Annotated in this window: 17 protein-coding genes; 13 read left to right on the forward strand and 4 right to left on the reverse strand. The window is 67.4% G+C overall.

The window, feature by feature from the left end:
• Nucleotides 1–359 precede the first annotated feature (359 nt).
• From G9373_RS36065 to G9373_RS36100, 8 genes are read left to right on the forward strand one after another with little or no spacing between them, the layout of a single operon-like run.
• Nucleotides 360–884: an MSMEG_0572/Sll0783 family nitrogen starvation response protein gene (locus G9373_RS36065; RefSeq protein WP_005254648.1), complete on the forward strand. Its 525-nt coding sequence runs from the start codon at nt 360–362 to the stop codon at nt 882–884.
• 10 nt (nt 885–894) lie between these two features.
• Nucleotides 895–1,953 carry an MSMEG_0568 family radical SAM protein gene (locus G9373_RS36070; RefSeq protein WP_005570486.1) on the forward strand — a complete coding sequence of 353 codons (1,059 nt, stop codon included), beginning with the start codon at nt 895–897 and terminating at the stop codon, nt 1,951–1,953.
• Nucleotide 1,954: 1 nt separating this feature from the next.
• On the forward strand, nt 1,955–3,388 hold the full coding sequence (locus G9373_RS36075) for an MSMEG_0567/sll0787 family protein (RefSeq protein WP_167119726.1): 1,434 nt from the start codon (nt 1,955–1,957) through the stop codon (nt 3,386–3,388).
• Nucleotides 3,385–4,341: a carbon-nitrogen hydrolase family protein gene (locus G9373_RS36080; protein WP_005570490.1), complete on the forward strand. Its 957-nt coding sequence runs from the start codon at nt 3,385–3,387 to the stop codon at nt 4,339–4,341. The genes G9373_RS36075 and G9373_RS36080 overlap by 4 nt, the downstream gene beginning before the upstream one ends.
• The gene (locus tag G9373_RS36085) at nt 4,334–4,636 is read left to right on the forward strand and encodes an MSMEG_0570 family nitrogen starvation response protein (RefSeq protein ID WP_005254656.1); all 303 of its coding nucleotides are present in this window, start codon (nt 4,334–4,336) and stop codon (nt 4,634–4,636) included. The genes G9373_RS36080 and G9373_RS36085 overlap by 8 nt, the downstream gene beginning before the upstream one ends.
• Nucleotides 4,636–5,892, forward strand: coding sequence for an MSMEG_0569 family flavin-dependent oxidoreductase (locus G9373_RS36090; protein ID WP_167119729.1), 1,257 nt, complete (start codon nt 4,636–4,638; stop codon nt 5,890–5,892). Before G9373_RS36085 ends, G9373_RS36090 begins: the two co-directional genes overlap by 1 nt.
• 5 nt (nt 5,893–5,897) lie before the next feature.
• Nucleotides 5,898–6,746, forward strand: a complete 849-nt coding sequence (locus G9373_RS36095) for a carbon-nitrogen hydrolase family protein (RefSeq protein WP_043791888.1) — start codon at nt 5,898–5,900, stop codon at nt 6,744–6,746.
• Nucleotide 6,747: 1 nt separating this feature from the next.
• Entirely contained in the window at nt 6,748–7,827 is a 1,080-nt protein-coding gene (locus G9373_RS36100; protein ID WP_167119732.1) for an MSMEG_0565 family glycosyltransferase, read from the forward strand.
• A 1-nt stretch (nt 7,828) separates the two neighbouring features.
• Here the strand turns inward: G9373_RS36100 and G9373_RS36105 are convergent, their stop codons facing one another.
• Nucleotides 7,829–8,269 (reverse strand): Lrp/AsnC family transcriptional regulator, encoded by a 441-nt coding sequence (locus G9373_RS36105; protein WP_005254660.1) that lies wholly within the window; start codon nt 8,267–8,269, stop codon nt 7,829–7,831.
• A gap of 77 nt (nt 8,270–8,346) precedes the next feature.
• Between G9373_RS36105 and G9373_RS36110 the strand changes: the two genes are divergently transcribed.
• From G9373_RS36110 to G9373_RS36120, 3 genes are all read left to right on the forward strand, one after another.
• A complete protein-coding gene (locus G9373_RS36110; RefSeq protein ID WP_167119734.1) occupies nt 8,347–9,090 on the forward strand; it encodes an AzlC family ABC transporter permease in 744 nt (247 codons plus the stop codon).
• On the forward strand, nt 9,083–9,412 hold the full coding sequence (locus tag G9373_RS36115; RefSeq protein ID WP_005254662.1) for an AzlD domain-containing protein: 330 nt from the start codon (nt 9,083–9,085) through the stop codon (nt 9,410–9,412). The genes G9373_RS36110 and G9373_RS36115 overlap by 8 nt, the downstream gene beginning before the upstream one ends.
• An 87-nt stretch (nt 9,413–9,499) precedes the next feature.
• Nucleotides 9,500–9,736 (forward strand): hypothetical protein, encoded by a 237-nt coding sequence (locus G9373_RS36120; protein WP_005254663.1) that lies wholly within the window; start codon nt 9,500–9,502, stop codon nt 9,734–9,736.
• Nucleotides 9,737–9,766: 30 nt separating this feature from the next.
• Here G9373_RS36120 and G9373_RS36125 read toward each other — a convergent pair whose 3' ends face one another.
• Complete coding sequence (locus G9373_RS36125) at nt 9,767–10,897, reverse strand: helix-turn-helix transcriptional regulator (RefSeq protein WP_043791904.1); 1,131 nt, start codon at nt 10,895–10,897, stop codon at nt 9,767–9,769.
• A 102-nt stretch (nt 10,898–10,999) separates the two neighbouring features.
• Here G9373_RS36125 and G9373_RS36130 point away from each other — a divergent pair, with 102 nt between their 5' ends.
• Together G9373_RS36130 and G9373_RS36135 are read left to right on the forward strand one after the other, a co-directional pair.
• Nucleotides 11,000–11,470 (forward strand): grhN, encoded by a 471-nt coding sequence (locus tag G9373_RS36130; protein WP_237720445.1) that lies wholly within the window; start codon nt 11,000–11,002, stop codon nt 11,468–11,470.
• Between the two features lie 11 nt (nt 11,471–11,481).
• A complete protein-coding gene (locus G9373_RS36135; RefSeq protein WP_167119737.1) occupies nt 11,482–12,285 on the forward strand; it encodes an MBL fold metallo-hydrolase in 804 nt (267 codons plus the stop codon).
• 184 nt (nt 12,286–12,469) lie between these two features.
• Here the strand turns inward: G9373_RS36135 and G9373_RS36140 are convergent, their stop codons facing one another.
• Both G9373_RS36140 and G9373_RS36145 read right to left on the reverse strand, forming a co-directional pair.
• Complete coding sequence (locus G9373_RS36140) at nt 12,470–13,117, reverse strand: hypothetical protein (RefSeq protein ID WP_005570500.1); 648 nt, start codon at nt 13,115–13,117, stop codon at nt 12,470–12,472.
• Between the two features lie 18 nt (nt 13,118–13,135).
• The gene (locus G9373_RS36145; protein ID WP_005570501.1) at nt 13,136–13,660 is read right to left on the reverse strand and encodes a pyridoxamine 5'-phosphate oxidase family protein; all 525 of its coding nucleotides are present in this window, start codon (nt 13,658–13,660) and stop codon (nt 13,136–13,138) included.

Consider the following 13,660-nt stretch of genomic DNA (forward strand, 5'->3'; position numbering starts at 1 on the left):
CTTCGGGGGCGCGAAGCGCTGGTCATGGCTCTCTCTGTATTCGGGGTACGAGTCACCCATAGTAAAGGACTCTTTACTCTTGCGATCGGCGGGTGCGCAGAATCACGCGGTCGGTGTTACGACCGGATTACCGGATTCGGGCCGCGGTGCGGGTTACGAAACCTGAGCTTGTTCCTCGCGTGACCATTCGGAAATCACCGAACCGTGTACTTGTTTCAGGTCGACGGAGTGCGCAGCGCACTCTCCCCACGCAGAGCGAATGGACATCGAAGTCTACGCCCTGCCCGTCGCCCACAGCATCTCATCAGCGCGTTCAGGCCCTTCGGGCGCCTCCGCCCCCGAACAACCAGGAGTCCCTTGTGACCGACATCGAGAACACCATCGCCGAGAACATCCAGAAGGCACTCGGCGAGATTCCCCACCCGGCACTGCCCAAGGGCACCAACATCTACGGGTCGACGAAGATCTTCCCGGACTACAAGGCCGAGGACGGCGAGTCCTACTTCACGCTGGTGCACGGCATCGCGCACGAATCCTCCGTCAGCTTCGTCGCTGTCCTGCAGGCAACCCGCGCACTGCGCAAGGGTTTCGAGTCGGCAATCTATTTCTACGGCCCCGGCGCCCTCAACTGCCTTGCGACGCGTGGGTTTCCGACCACCGGAGACAACGGTTTCCCGGGCGAGCAGAACATCAACGACGCACTCGCGACATTCATCTCCGAAGGTGGGACCGTCTTCGCGTGCCGCTTCGGCCTCGCGCTGCACGGCGGACGGGAAGAGGACCTGATCGAGGGCGTCGTACCCGCACATCCCCTGGATGTGCAGGACGCCATCATCCACTACTCCCGCAAGGGCGCCATCATCAACTCCACATACATGGTCTGAGGTGTGAACCATGAGCGATCTCTCGACACGAGTTGACGTAGCAGTACGTGGAATTCGATCACTGAACGTCCCGGTCACCCGGACTTCCGGCGCCGGCCCCAGCGACGACGGTCATGTACTGATCGGCGGGATCGGCGGCGCCATCCCCATCCGGTCCGACAGCCCGTACGAAGTCAGTGGAAACCGCCTGCTGTTGAACGGCACCGACATGGGGGTGGAGATCGAGCCGGTCCGCCGGCCCCGGTTCTACGACCTCGATACCGCCGACGGAATCTCCTACGAGAAGATCGCCCGGCTGCACGGGACGAACGTCCTCGCCACGACCGTGGTCCAGACCTGCATTCGATACGACCCGGCACAGCGGTGCCGATTCTGCTCGATCGAGGCATCACTGCAGTCCGGCTCGACCATCGCGGTGAAGAAGCCCGAACAACTCGCCGAGGTCGCCGAAGCCGCCGTCCGCCTCGACGGCGTCACCCAGATGATCATGACCACGGGCACGTCGGCGGCCAAGGATCGCGGTGCCCGTCACCTGGCGCGATGCGTCGCGGCCGTCAAGGCGGTGGCCCCGGACCTCGCCATACAGGTGCAGTGCGAACCGCCCGGCGATCTCGGGACCATCACGGATCTTCGGGACGCGGGGGCCGATTCCATCGGCATCCACGTGGAGTCCCTGGACGACGAGGTTCGGCGGCGCTGGATGCCCGGCAAGGCGACTGTTCCGCTGGACGAGTACCGGGCGGCGTGGCGCGAGGCGGTACGGGTTTTCGGACGGAATCAGGTGTCGACCTACCTGCTGGTCGGGCTGGGTGAAGATCCCGACGAATTGGTCTCGGGCGCAGCCGAACTGATCGACATGGGCGTCTACCCGTTCGTCGTCCCGTTCCGGCCGCTCGCCGGCACGCTGGCAGTCGAGGACGGGGCTCAGGCGCCGTCGCCGGCCCTGCTCGCCGACGTCACCTCGCGGGTGGCGAAGGAATTGCAGGCGGGCGGCATGCGCGGCGCCGACCAGAAGGCGGGCTGCGCCGCGTGTGGGGCCTGCAGTGTCCTTCAGAACGCAGGAGGCTGACATGTGGGACCTGCCGACCGCCGAGAGCACTCCTTCCGATTTCGCCGTCCTCACCGGGCCGTCGGTTCAGGAGTCACAGTGGAGTTTCCTCGTGCAACCCGCCACCGGTCGGGTGATGATCGAGGCGTACCGACGACTGCGGCGTGAGACGTTCGTCGTGGAACAGGGACTGTTCACCGCCAGCGACCGGGACGATGTCGACGACGATCCCCGAACCGTGGTGCTCGTGGCGATCAGCACCACGGGCGACGTGCTCGGCGGTGTTCGCCTCGCCCCGATGACGGACGGCACCGACCTCGGGTGGTGGGCGGGAAGCCGCCTCGTGGTGGGTCGAAACATCCGGAACAGCAGGGGAATCGGAAAGGCACTCGTGCGCGCCGCCTGCGCCCACGCCGAATCCCGCGGCGCGTTGCGGTTCGACGCCACCGTGCAGAGCCGGAACGAAACGATGTTCGCCCACCTGGGCTGGACGCGGATGGGTGACGTCACGGTGGCGGGCGCGCCGCACGTGCACATGACGTGGCCGATCGATCGCGTCGAGCGTCTGGTCCAGAGCACGAAGTCCTGTCTGGCCCACACCCTGGCACCCTTGGGTACGCATGGTGATGCGCTCGGCGGCAGCGGGTTCCGCGGCGACGACGGCGCACCGGTACCGGGCAGCGACCTGATTGCGGCGTGCGACGCCATCCTGCCCGCCATGGTTGAGCGCGATCCCGAGTGGGCCGGATGGTGCGCCGCCCTCGTCAACCTCAACGACCTGTCGGCGATGGGTGCCGTCCCCGTCGGGATGCTCGACTCGGTCGGCGCACCGAACACCTCGATCCTGTCGAAGGTGATCCGTGGGCTCAGCCGAGCTGCGGAAGCGTGGGACGTACCGGTACTGGGCGGCCACACCCAGCTCGGTGTTCCCGCGGCGCTGTCGGTGACGGCGCTCGGACGCACCGCGAATCCGGTGCCCGCGGGTGGGGGCCGGGTCGGCGACGAGCTCACGCTGACAGCAGACCTGGACGGGCGGTGGCGGCCGGGATACACCGGACAGCAGTGGGATTCGACGTCCCATCGCAGCTCGGACGAACTGCGGGACATGGCCTCGTTCGTCGCCCGTACCCGCCCCGCCGCGGCGAAGGACATCAGCATGGCGGGGATCGCCGGCACCACCGGGATGCTCGCCGAGGCGAGCGGACTCGGCGCCGTCCTCGACGTCGCATCGGTCCCCAGGCCGCCCGGTACGACGGCGGGTGACTGGATGACGTGCTTTCCCGGGTTCGCGATGATCACCGCCGATCGGAGCGGTAGCGCGCCGGCGCCCGCCGGACCGGCCACCTCGGCCGTCTGCGGGGAATTGACATACGAGCCGGGGGTCAGCCTTCGCTGGCCCGACGGCGTAACGACACGCGTGGTGCACTCCACGGTCACAGGATTGGGAAGAGCATGACTGACATCGGAATCTCCGTTGCGGCAGCCGAGTTCGGCCGCGACATGGAGCAGGCGTATCGCACGATCGGTGAACTGATCCAGCAGGCGCGGACAGCCGGGAGTTCGCTACTCGTGCTTCCGGAGGCCTGCCTGGGCGGTTACCTGCCCAGCCTGGGCGGAGGCGACGAAACCGAGGAGCAGCGGCAGCGTCGGCTCCGCAGCCTCCCGCCCGCACTGGAATTGGACGGGCCCGAGGTCCGGCGGGTCGTCGACATGGCCGGCGACCTGGTGATCACCCTCGGATTCTGCGAGGCCGACGGCGCCGACCGGTACAACGCCGCGGTGACGCTGCACGGCGACGGGATACTCGGCTCGTACCGCAAGGTGCACCAGCCGCTGGGGGAGAACCTCTGCTACCGCGCCGGCGACAAATACGAAGCGTTCGACACCCCGGTCGGACGGATGGGCATGCAGATCTGTTACGACAAAGCCTTTCCCGAGGCCGCGAGGACGCTCGCCCTCGACGGCGCGGAGATCATCACGTCGCTGTCGGCGTGGCCCACCGCCCGCACCAACCGCGTCGAGAACCCCGAAGACGACCGGTGGAAGCAGAGATTCGACATCTACGACCGCGCGCGGGCCACGGAGAATCAGGTGGTCTGGGTGGCGTCGAATCAGGCGGGGACGTTCGGGTCGCTCCGGTTCGTGTGCAGCGCGAAGATCGTCGGCCCGGGCGGCGAGATCCTCGCCACCACAGGCGTGGAACCCGGCCTCGCCTCGGCCACGCTGGATGTGCAGGCCGAACTGGACGCGATTCGCAGCGGCGGGATGTACAACCTCCGGGACCGCCGGCCGGAACTGTACGGAGACGTCGTCGCGGAGAACCGGGTGAGCGGCACCCGGCTCGACGCGACGGCGCGACCGTCGTTCCTCCGCACCACGACAGCCGAACTGGAGCCCGTCGATGCCTGAGATGACGTTCACGGTGCGCTGGCCGGACGGAAGCACCCAGTCCTGCTACTCGCCGTCGCTGGTCATGCACGACCACCTGGTGGCCGGTGAGGACTACACGGTCGCCGATTTCCTCACACGCACCACGACGGCGCTCACCGAGGCCAGTGAGCGAGTCCGTGCCAAGTTCGGGATGTACTGCACGTCCGCGTCCGAGCAGATGCAGGAACTCGAACGCGCCGGCCGCACCCTCGACCCCCAATCCCTCGTCCGGGTCCTCGAGATGAACCCGGCTTCACTCCCCGGAGAGTCGTGATGACCGAACAACACACAGTCGTCGTGATCGGCGGCGGCCAGGCGGGCCTGTCGATCAGCTGGCATCTGGTGCAGCGTGGAATCGACCACGTGGTGCTCGAGCGAGAGTCGATTGCGCACGAGTGGCGCGACAGCCGCTGGGACAGCTTCACTCTCGTCACTCCGAACTGGCAGTGCACCCTTCCGGGATACAGCTACTCGGGCGGCGATCCCGACGGGTTCATGAACCGCGAGGAGACCTACCAGTTCGTGCGTGAGTACGCGGATACCTTCGATCCCCCTGTGCGCGAAGGGGTCACGGTGGTGGGGGTCCGGCAGTCGGGTTCCGGAGGGTTCGACGTGGACACGACGGAAGGCTCGATGCACGCCGACCACGTCGTCGTCGCGGTCGGCGGGTACCACACACCGGTCGTTCCCCGGTTCGCCGAACGGCTGCCCGCCGACATCACGCAATTGCACTCGTCGCAGTACCGGAGCGCCGGCGAGCTGCCCGCGGGCGAGGTTCTCGTGGTGGGCAACGGCCAGTCCGGCGCCCAGATCGCGGAGGATCTTCATCTCGCGGGTCGCACCGTCCACCTCGTCACCGGTGGGGCGCCGCGGGTCGCGCGGTTCTACCGCGGCCGGGACTGCGTGGCCTGGCTGCACGACATGGGCACCTACGACGTCTCGATCGCCGATCACCCGGGCGGTCTGGGCAAGCGGGAGAACACCAACCACTACGTCACCGGCCGGGACGGTGGCCGCGACATCGACCTCCGTGCGTTCGCGCTCGCGGGAATGCGCCTGTACGGGCGGCTGCTCGACGTCGTGGACGGCACCCTGCGGTTCGCGCCCACCCTGGAGTCGTCGCTGGATGCTGCCGACGCCGTGAGCGAGAGCATCAAGGATTCCATCGACGCCTACATCGACCGCGTGGGCATCGATGCGCCGCGCGAGGAACGGTACGTCCCGGTCTGGCGTCCCGACCGTGAGGTCACCGAGTTGGAGCTGCCGACGTCGGGCATCACGTCGGTGGTGTGGTCCATCGGTTTCCGGACCGACTACCGGTGGCTCCGCGCGGGCGTGTTCGACGGTGAGGGCCATCCCACCCACAACCGCGGCGTCACCGCGGTGCCCGGGCTGTACTTCCTCGGCCTTCCGTGGCAGCACACGTGGGGTTCGGGACGGTTCGCGGGAGTGGCGCGGGACGCGGAGTATCTGGCGGACCGCATCGAACTCGAAGCGGGTGTGTTGCCGGCGACGGCGACACTAGCCTGACGCCTATGGTGACGACACGGTTGGCAGCATTGGCGGGGCACTTCGGCCGCGACATCGATCGCGCGCTCCTGAAGTTGCAGGCGCTGATCGAGAGTGCGACGAACGACGGGGTGGACCTGCTCGTCCTGCCCGACGCCTGCCTCGGCGGCTACATCTCGGATCTCCGGCGGCCGGACACAGAGGAGCTTCCGCCCGCGCTCGCCGCGGACAGCCCGGAACTGAAGGCCGTCGCGAAGATGGCGGGCCGCATGACGGTCTGCATCGGGTACACGGAACTGTGCGACGGGGTGCGATACAACGCCGCCACCTGCGTGACCGGTGACGGAGTGCTGGGCAGTCACCGCAAGGTGCATCAGCCGGCCGGGGAATCCCTGGCGTACGCCGCGGGTGACTCCTTCACCGCCTTCGACACACCGGTGGGCCGGATCGGGATGCTGATCGACTACGACAAGACGTTCCCGGAATCCGCTCGAACCCTTGCGCTCGACGGCGCGCGGATCATCGCCGCGTTGTCCGCGTGGCCTGCCAGCATCACGGACCGGGCGGCGCGCATGATGCAGGACCGGCAATCACGCCTGTTCGATCTCTACGATTCGGCCCGGGCCGCCGAGAACCAGGTGGTCCTCGTGTCGTCCAACCAGACCGGAATCCAGGGTGGCCTGCGGTTTCTCGGTCAGGCCAAGGTGGTCGGCCCGGGCGGCGACGTGCTCGCGCGAACGGGGACGAAGGGCGGCCTCGCCGTCGCCGAACTCGACGTCGACTACGAGGTCAACCGGGCCAGGAAGGTGCTGCGGCACCTGGAGGAACGCCGCATCGACACCTACCGGAGAATGCTGGACCGAGGAGAACACTGACGTGCGGATCGCTCTGCTGACCTATTCGACCAAACCTCGCGGGGGAGTCGTGCACACGCTGGCGTTGGCCGAGGCCCTCGCCCGACAGGGCGCGGACGTGACGGTCTGGACTCTGGGCAGGCACGGCGACGCCGCCTTCTTCCGTCCGGTCGACCCGACTGTCACCGTGCGGGTGGTGCCGTTCGCACACGTCGACGACGAGACCGTCGGTGAGCGGATCCTCCGATCCATCGAGACGATGCGCGCCGCCTTCCCACCGGGGGCCTACGACATCGTCCACGCGCAGGACTGCATCAGCGCCAACGCCGTCGGGCGGTGCGTGCGAACCATCCACCATCTCGACCAGTTCACGACGCCCGCGCTGGCCGCCTGCCACGAGCGCGCGATCGTGGATCCGTACGCGCGGATCTGCGTGTCCGCCGCCGTCGCCGCCGAAGTTTCGGCCGGGTGGGGTCTCGATTGCGCCGTCATTCCGAACGGCGTGGACGCCGCCCGATTCGAGGAAGCACGCGAGGACACCCGGCGTCGCCGCAGGTGGGCCGGTGAATTGGGCGACTACGTGTTGGCGGTCGGCGGTATCGAACCGCGCAAGGGCAGCACCGACCTGGTGGAGTCGTTCGCACTGCTCGCGAAGGAGCAACCGGACCTGCGGCTGGTGTTCGCCGGCGGCGAGACCCTGTTCGACTACCGGGGGTACCGGGACGAGTTCGACCGGCGGGCCGCAGAGCTGGGTGTGACACCGACCATTCTCGGAACGATCGACGACGCCGAACTCCCCTCGCTGGTGGCCCAGGCGCGCTCGTTCGCCTTCCTCTCCACCAAGGAAGGATTCGGGCTGGCCGCGATGGAAGCCCTGGCGGCGGGCGTTCCCGTCGTCGCACGCGACCTGCCGGTCCTACGGGAGGTCTTTCGCGGGACGGTCCGGTACGCGTCCACCCACGAGGAGATGGCACGCGCCCTGACCGAGCCTGCCGACGGCTCCTCCCTCGACGAGGGGCGCGCCTTCGCTCGCTCCCATCGATGGGACGACGTCGCGCAGAAACATCTCGAGTTCTACCGAGAGGTCGCGGCGCACCGCTGACTCAGTCGGCGCTCTTGATCGTCTTCATCGTGATCAACGAGGTGACCCGCGACACCGCCGGGAGCCCGCTGAGCTTGGTGGCCATGAAGTTCTCGTACGTCGCGAGGTCGCGGACCGCCACCCGGATGAAGTAGTCGGGGATGCCGAACAGCCTCCGGCATTCGATCACCTCGTCGAAGGCGGCGACCCGGGACTCGAACTGCTCGATGGTCGCCTGGTCGTTCACACCGATCTCGGCGGTGACGATCACCTGGAAACCCCGATCGAGCGCTTCCTGGCTGACGATGGCGCGGTAGCCGGTGATGACTCCGTCCGCCTCGAGCTTCTTGACCCTGCGCAGGCACGGGGAGGGAGTCAGACCCACCAGATCCGCCAATTCCGTGTTGGTCAGACTGGAGTCATTCCGCAGGTGGTCCAGAATTGCGTGATCGATGTCATCCATTGAACTATTATTGCGCAGAGTTCGGAGAATGGGCATTTGCTCGCAATCGCGCACCGGGATAGTTGCTATAGATTTGCGTGGTGATCGATCCAGCAACCCTCTCGACGACCGCAGTCGTCGACTCCGACCCCCGGCAGCCCCCGGAGTGGCGTCGCGCCCTGCAAGCGTCCCTCCCCGTCGGGATCGGGCTGGTTCCGCTGGGGATCGCCCTCGGGGTGCTCGTCGTCCAGCAGGGCCTCAACCCGTGGTGGGCGATGGTCTTCACCTCGCTGATCTACGCCGGTTCCCTCGAATTCATCGCGGTCGGCATGGTGGCGGCGATGACGCCGCTCCCGTACATCGCGCTGACCGCGTTGCTGGTCAACTTCCGGCACGTGTTCTACGCCTTGAGCTTTCCCCTCGACAGGGTGAAGGGCCGGCTGGCCCGCTTCTACAGCATGTTCGCGCTGACCGACGAGGCGTACGCCATGACGGTCACCGGTGACCGGAAGTCGATGTCCGGCCGGGTCATCGTGTACTCGCAGTTGTATCTCCACGCGTACTGGATCGGTGGAGCGATGCTCGGAGCGACTGCGGCGCAATGGATCCCGGAGAACATCGTCGGCCTCGACTTCGCGTTGACCGCGCTGTTCGTCGTGCTGTCCATCGAGGCCATCCGGTCGCAGAGGGGTTTCGCGGTGCCCTCGATGGCCGTGATGTGCGCCCTGATCGCGCGACTCGTCGACCCCGGACACATGCTGCCGATAGCGATGGGCGCCTTCGTGAGCCTGCTCGTCGTCCGCTATTTCCTCGCCCGCCGAAAGGTGGTCATCGATGCCTGACGCCGGTTACATCCTCGCGGCCATCGCGATCATGGCGATCGTCACGTTCGCCCTGCGCGCCGTCCCCTTCGCGATCGTCATGCCGTTGCGCTCGTCCGCGCTCGTCGGCTACCTGGGTGTCTACCTGCCGGCCGGGATCATGCTGATCCTGGTGGCGTACTCGCTGAAGAACGTCTCCGTCACCGCCCCGTCGCACGGGATCCCCGAACTGATCGCGGTGGGGGCGACCGCCGCGGTGCACCTGTGGCGCAAGAATGCGGTGCTCTCGATCGTCGTCGGAACCGGGCTGTATGTCGCCCTGATGAACTGGGCATTCGCCTGAGCCCGGCGCGCCTCACGTTTACGATGCAACCACACGGGTAGGCAGGAACCACAAGACAGTCGGCCGTTTCTCGGGAAGGACGCACTGATGAGCGAACAAGATGCACGTTCGGTGACGGGTGTTCGGGACAAGGACTACAACCTGATTTGGTTCGTCGAAGCGTCACTGAGCAACGCTCTGCGTCTCGAGGGTTACATTTCGGACGCCGACATGGACGGTGACGCCGAGTTGGCCGACTTCTTCCGCCGCGCCCAAGCCGTGAGCCGGAAGGGTGGCGATCTGGGCAAGGCCATGCTGGCCGCCCGCCTGAAGAAGGAACAGTAGGCCTCCGCCCCTACCGGCCCGGATCGGAACTCAACCCCTCTGCGTCGGCCAGGGACCGCCGCGGACAGGCCTGCCCGCGGCGGTCCGCTTTTCGTTGTCACGGAACCGCGGCTCGTAGTGATGGAAGAACACCTTGCCGACCAGGTCGCGTCGGCTGTGCACACCGGTCTTGTCGAAGATGCTCTTCAGGTGTTGCTGCACGGTCTGCGCCGACACGTGCAGTTCGGCGGAGATCTGCGAAGTCGACGCCCCGTGCAACACCATCGACGTGACCTCCTTCTCGCGCTCGGTCAGCCCGTACGCCGACATCAGCAGCGGATACAGACGGCTCGGATGCGCCGGCTCCACGATCACCGCGATCCGCCGCCTGCCCGTCGACGTCAGGCATGCCCCGTGCAGCACCAGCCACGCCCCCGACCGCGACAGCACCCGCGAGATGGCCACGTCGCCCAGGCGGTCGCGGTCTTCCACACACCGCAACACGCGACCGGCGAGAGTGATCACCGCGGCCGGCAACTCCCCCCGATCCCAGTCCCCGCCCGGCAGATCCACCATCCACCGGTCGACCCCGGGCGTCGCGGATTCGATGTTCCACTTCTCGTCGAGGACGAGCAGACCCGGCGAATCCGCATACTCCGGTTCCTCGGCCTGCCCGCACAGCAGTGCGCGGCGGGCACCGCCCGCGAGGACCGGCGCGATCTCCTGCACGAACGACTTCTCGGTTTCCGAGAACATCGGCATCCCCTCGTCGCGATAGAGGCTCAGCGCTCCCCAGGTTTCTCCCGAGCGCGTGCGTAACCGCGCAATCAACTCCTGGTCGCCACCGAGTGTCCGGTTCCGGCGCCAGCGCGGACTTCCCGACGGATCACCGTGCGCGGCTTCGTGCAACGTGGAAATCCCTTCGGCGGACCGCATTACGTCGGGGACGGACTGAACGTCGTCCTCGTAGTACTCGGCGGCCAGCCATTCTCCGGGAAATTCGTCCATGCCGAAGTGATAGTGACTGGTCATCAGCATGGACACAGGGTCGAGGGTGAACCAGCACGGCGTCCAGTAGTACGGGACGACACCGGCGACGACGTCCGACGCGTCCCGCCACAGCGACACCAGTCCGCGGGGTGCGGCGCACAGTCGTGCGACCTTGTCTGCCGCGCACTGCACGGAATCCACGCTCACGAGTCAAGCGTACGAGCGCGGATCGGCGGCGGAAATACCAGTATTGTGGAATGGTGCGCCCGCTCCACCGCTCCTAGCGTCGGTGACATGTCCAAAACCGATACCGCAAATGTGCGGCTGAACCCGCCGCCACCCCAATTGATGCGGCTGGTCAACCCGTTGGTCCGGCGGGTCCTCACGACCCGGTCACTGGGGCGGCGCATCCGGCGCCAAGGACTGATCGAGTTCACCGGCCGTCGTACCGGGCGCACCCTGCGAGTGCCGGTATGCCTGCACGACGTCGACGGTCAGACGCTCGTCTTCACCGAGCGTCCGTGGCGGCGCAACTTCGCCGGCGGCGCACCCGTGACGGTCACCCACCGGGGCCGTGTCCGCCGGGGCTGGGCCCTGCTACTCGAGGCCACCCCCGCCGAGGCAGGCGCCGCATTCCGTGCCGCGCTCGACGACGGGGCCACCCCGTTCGAACTGGGCCTGAAGGTCCCGCGGGGATACGAGCCGACCGAAGCCGAACTGGCCACGATCGCCCGGTCGCTGATCCGCGTCGACTACGACGACTGAGGAGAGTTCCCATGCGTATCAACAGAATCCGACGCGACATCACGGTACTCGGCGACGAACTCGAAGTACCGGGGATCGGGCACCTACCGGTGAACGCGTACGTTCTCCACGCCGCCGAACCCGTCGTCGTCGACACCGGACTCAGCCTGCCCGGACGCGGCTTCATGGACGCCCTGGGATCGGTGCTCGACCCCGCGGACGTCGAGTGGATCTGGCTGACGCATCCGGACCGCGATCACACCGGCGCGTTGTTCGACCTTCTCGACGCGGCGCCGCGCGCCCGCCTGATCACGACGTTCGCGGGCGTCGGCATCATGTCCTGCGCACGGCCCGTCCCGATGGACCGGGTCTACCTGCTCAATCCGGGTCAATCCCTCGACGTCGGCGATCGCACACTGACGGCGCTGCGGCCCCCGCTGTTCGACAATCCCAGCACCGTCGGCTTCTACGACGACCGCAGCGAGGCCTGCTTCTCGTCGGATTGCTTCGGGGCGCCGATGGAGACCGCCGAACTCGCCACCGCCAACGACGTCGGGTACTCCGCACCCGGCGCCGTCCGCGCCGCGCAGCACCTGTGGGCCACCGTCGACAGTCCCTGGGTGCACCTGGTGGACGAGACGAAGTTCCTGCGCACCGTCGCCGCGGTCCGGGCGCTCGACCCGCGATGGATCCTCAGCACCCACCTCCCCCCGGCGGACGGCCGCACCGCCGAGTTTCTGGACATGCTCGCCGAGGCACCGAAGTCAGACCCCTTCATCGGGCCCGACCAGGCCGCACTCGAGCAGATGCTGGCCGGATTCGAGCCTGTCGGGTGAGGTCCAGGGCAGAAAAAAGCCGCCGACACCATATGGTGCCGGCGGCCTCTGCGACGGTGCCGTCATATCGCCTCTCGGCAAGTGGTCGCTCTCGGCGACAATTTTAATGTGGTACCCGGGGTATGTCCGACACCGTCGACGGGTTCAACTGTACCGTCCTCGGAGATATTCCGCCCGTCCCGCGTCACACGTCGTGGTCAGCCGTCGGATGCGCGATCGCGAGCAGCGCCGGCGCACCTCGGCCCGGCCAGGTGCCCTCCAGAGTGTGCGAGCCGAGGTCCGCGACCCGATCCGGATCGATCACCCGGAACACCCGGATGCCGATAGCGGCCGCCGTTATGACGGTGGCCGTTCCCTCATTCGCACAGGTCACGGCACCGACGACCGGCACGGTCGAGCCCGGTGAGCCGCTACCCGACACCCTCGTGGTCACCTCTCGGCGCTCGGCGGGTGCGGCGAACTGGAGTTCCGCCTCGGTCCCGCCCGTCAGGATGGCCGTCGCGAGCGCACTCGCGTACACCGGGTCGGCGCAGGCGTCGTAGACCCAGCGCTCACCCAGCACGGAATGCTGCATCGTGGTGATCAACGACGCCTCCGCACCGGCCGTCGGGGCACCGCGATAGGTCACCGGCACCTGCACGACCTGCCCGTCCGCCGTCCGGACCAGGTGGGTTTCGATGCCGACCTCCCCGGCCGGATCGTCGAACCGGTACGCACCGACGACCTCGAGGGACGACGCGTCGGCGGACCCGATCCACGGTTGGCGAGGAACCCACTCGCCGAGCATCTCGGCCTTGGACGGAGACAGTTGAGCGTGATGGATGAGAGCCACACGGCCGACGGTACCGCGTCACCCGGCAACCGATGCCGCGTCGAGATCGGCGGCGTAGACGGTCATCCAGTGCGGATGCAGCCGGTAGTAGACCACGTCGTTGTCCCAGTCGAAGAAGTCTTCGCCGTAGAAGCTCTTGAAGTAGGCGAGCAGGTCCGGCCAGTCCGCGGCCGGTTCGCCGTCCCGGGGGTTGAGGGTCTCCACCGTGCCGTGCGTGAACACGCCCAGGTCCTCACCGCGCATGTGCGCGGCACTGACGGCCGGGCGGGCGGCGAGGTGCCGGGCCTTGGCGGCGCCGCGCGCCGTGCCGAAGTGCCACTTCCCGTGCAGGAAGTGCCCGTCCACACCGCTGATCCGCGGTTCGCCCTTGGCCGTGACGGTGGACAGGGCGAGGGTGCACATGCCGGTGACGATCTGGGTGAGCTGCTCTGCGGTCAGGGTGCTCTCGGTGTTGATGATCGAACGCAGATGTGCGGTGGAGCGGGACAGGGAGGCGTCGAGGAGGGTCTGGAGCTCTTCGAGCTCTTCTCGTGTTTCGCGCAT

This window comes from Rhodococcus sp. A14, from assembly GCF_011603105.1.
GTDB lineage: Bacteria > Actinomycetota > Actinomycetes > Mycobacteriales > Mycobacteriaceae > Rhodococcus_F > Rhodococcus_F opacus.

Bases quoted from the DNA above. Each gene is read 5' to 3' on its own strand.
- G9373_RS36095 (WP_043791888.1), top strand. From the start codon at position 5,898: ATGGTGACGACACGGTTGGCAGCATTGGCGGGGCACTTCGGCCGCGAC.
- G9373_RS36070 (WP_005570486.1), top strand. From the start codon at position 895: ATGAGCGATCTCTCGACACGAGTTGACGTAGCAGTACGTGGAATTCGA.
- G9373_RS36130 (WP_237720445.1), top strand. From the start codon at position 11,000: ATGTCCAAAACCGATACCGCAAATGTGCGGCTGAACCCGCCGCCACCC.
- G9373_RS36090 (WP_167119729.1), top strand. From the start codon at position 4,636: ATGACCGAACAACACACAGTCGTCGTGATCGGCGGCGGCCAGGCGGGC.
- G9373_RS36120 (WP_005254663.1), top strand. From the start codon at position 9,500: ATGAGCGAACAAGATGCACGTTCGGTGACGGGTGTTCGGGACAAGGAC.
- G9373_RS36075 (WP_167119726.1), top strand. From the start codon at position 1,955: ATGTGGGACCTGCCGACCGCCGAGAGCACTCCTTCCGATTTCGCCGTC.
- G9373_RS36145 (WP_005570501.1), bottom strand. From the start codon at position 13,660: ATGCGCGAAACACGAGAAGAGCTCGAAGAGCTCCAGACCCTCCTCGAC.
- G9373_RS36135 (WP_167119737.1), top strand. From the start codon at position 11,482: ATGCGTATCAACAGAATCCGACGCGACATCACGGTACTCGGCGACGAA.
- G9373_RS36085 (WP_005254656.1), top strand. From the start codon at position 4,334: ATGCCTGAGATGACGTTCACGGTGCGCTGGCCGGACGGAAGCACCCAG.
- G9373_RS36105 (WP_005254660.1), bottom strand. From the start codon at position 8,269: ATGGATGACATCGATCACGCAATTCTGGACCACCTGCGGAATGACTCC.
- G9373_RS36080 (WP_005570490.1), top strand. From the start codon at position 3,385: ATGACTGACATCGGAATCTCCGTTGCGGCAGCCGAGTTCGGCCGCGAC.
- G9373_RS36115 (WP_005254662.1), top strand. From the start codon at position 9,083: ATGCCTGACGCCGGTTACATCCTCGCGGCCATCGCGATCATGGCGATC.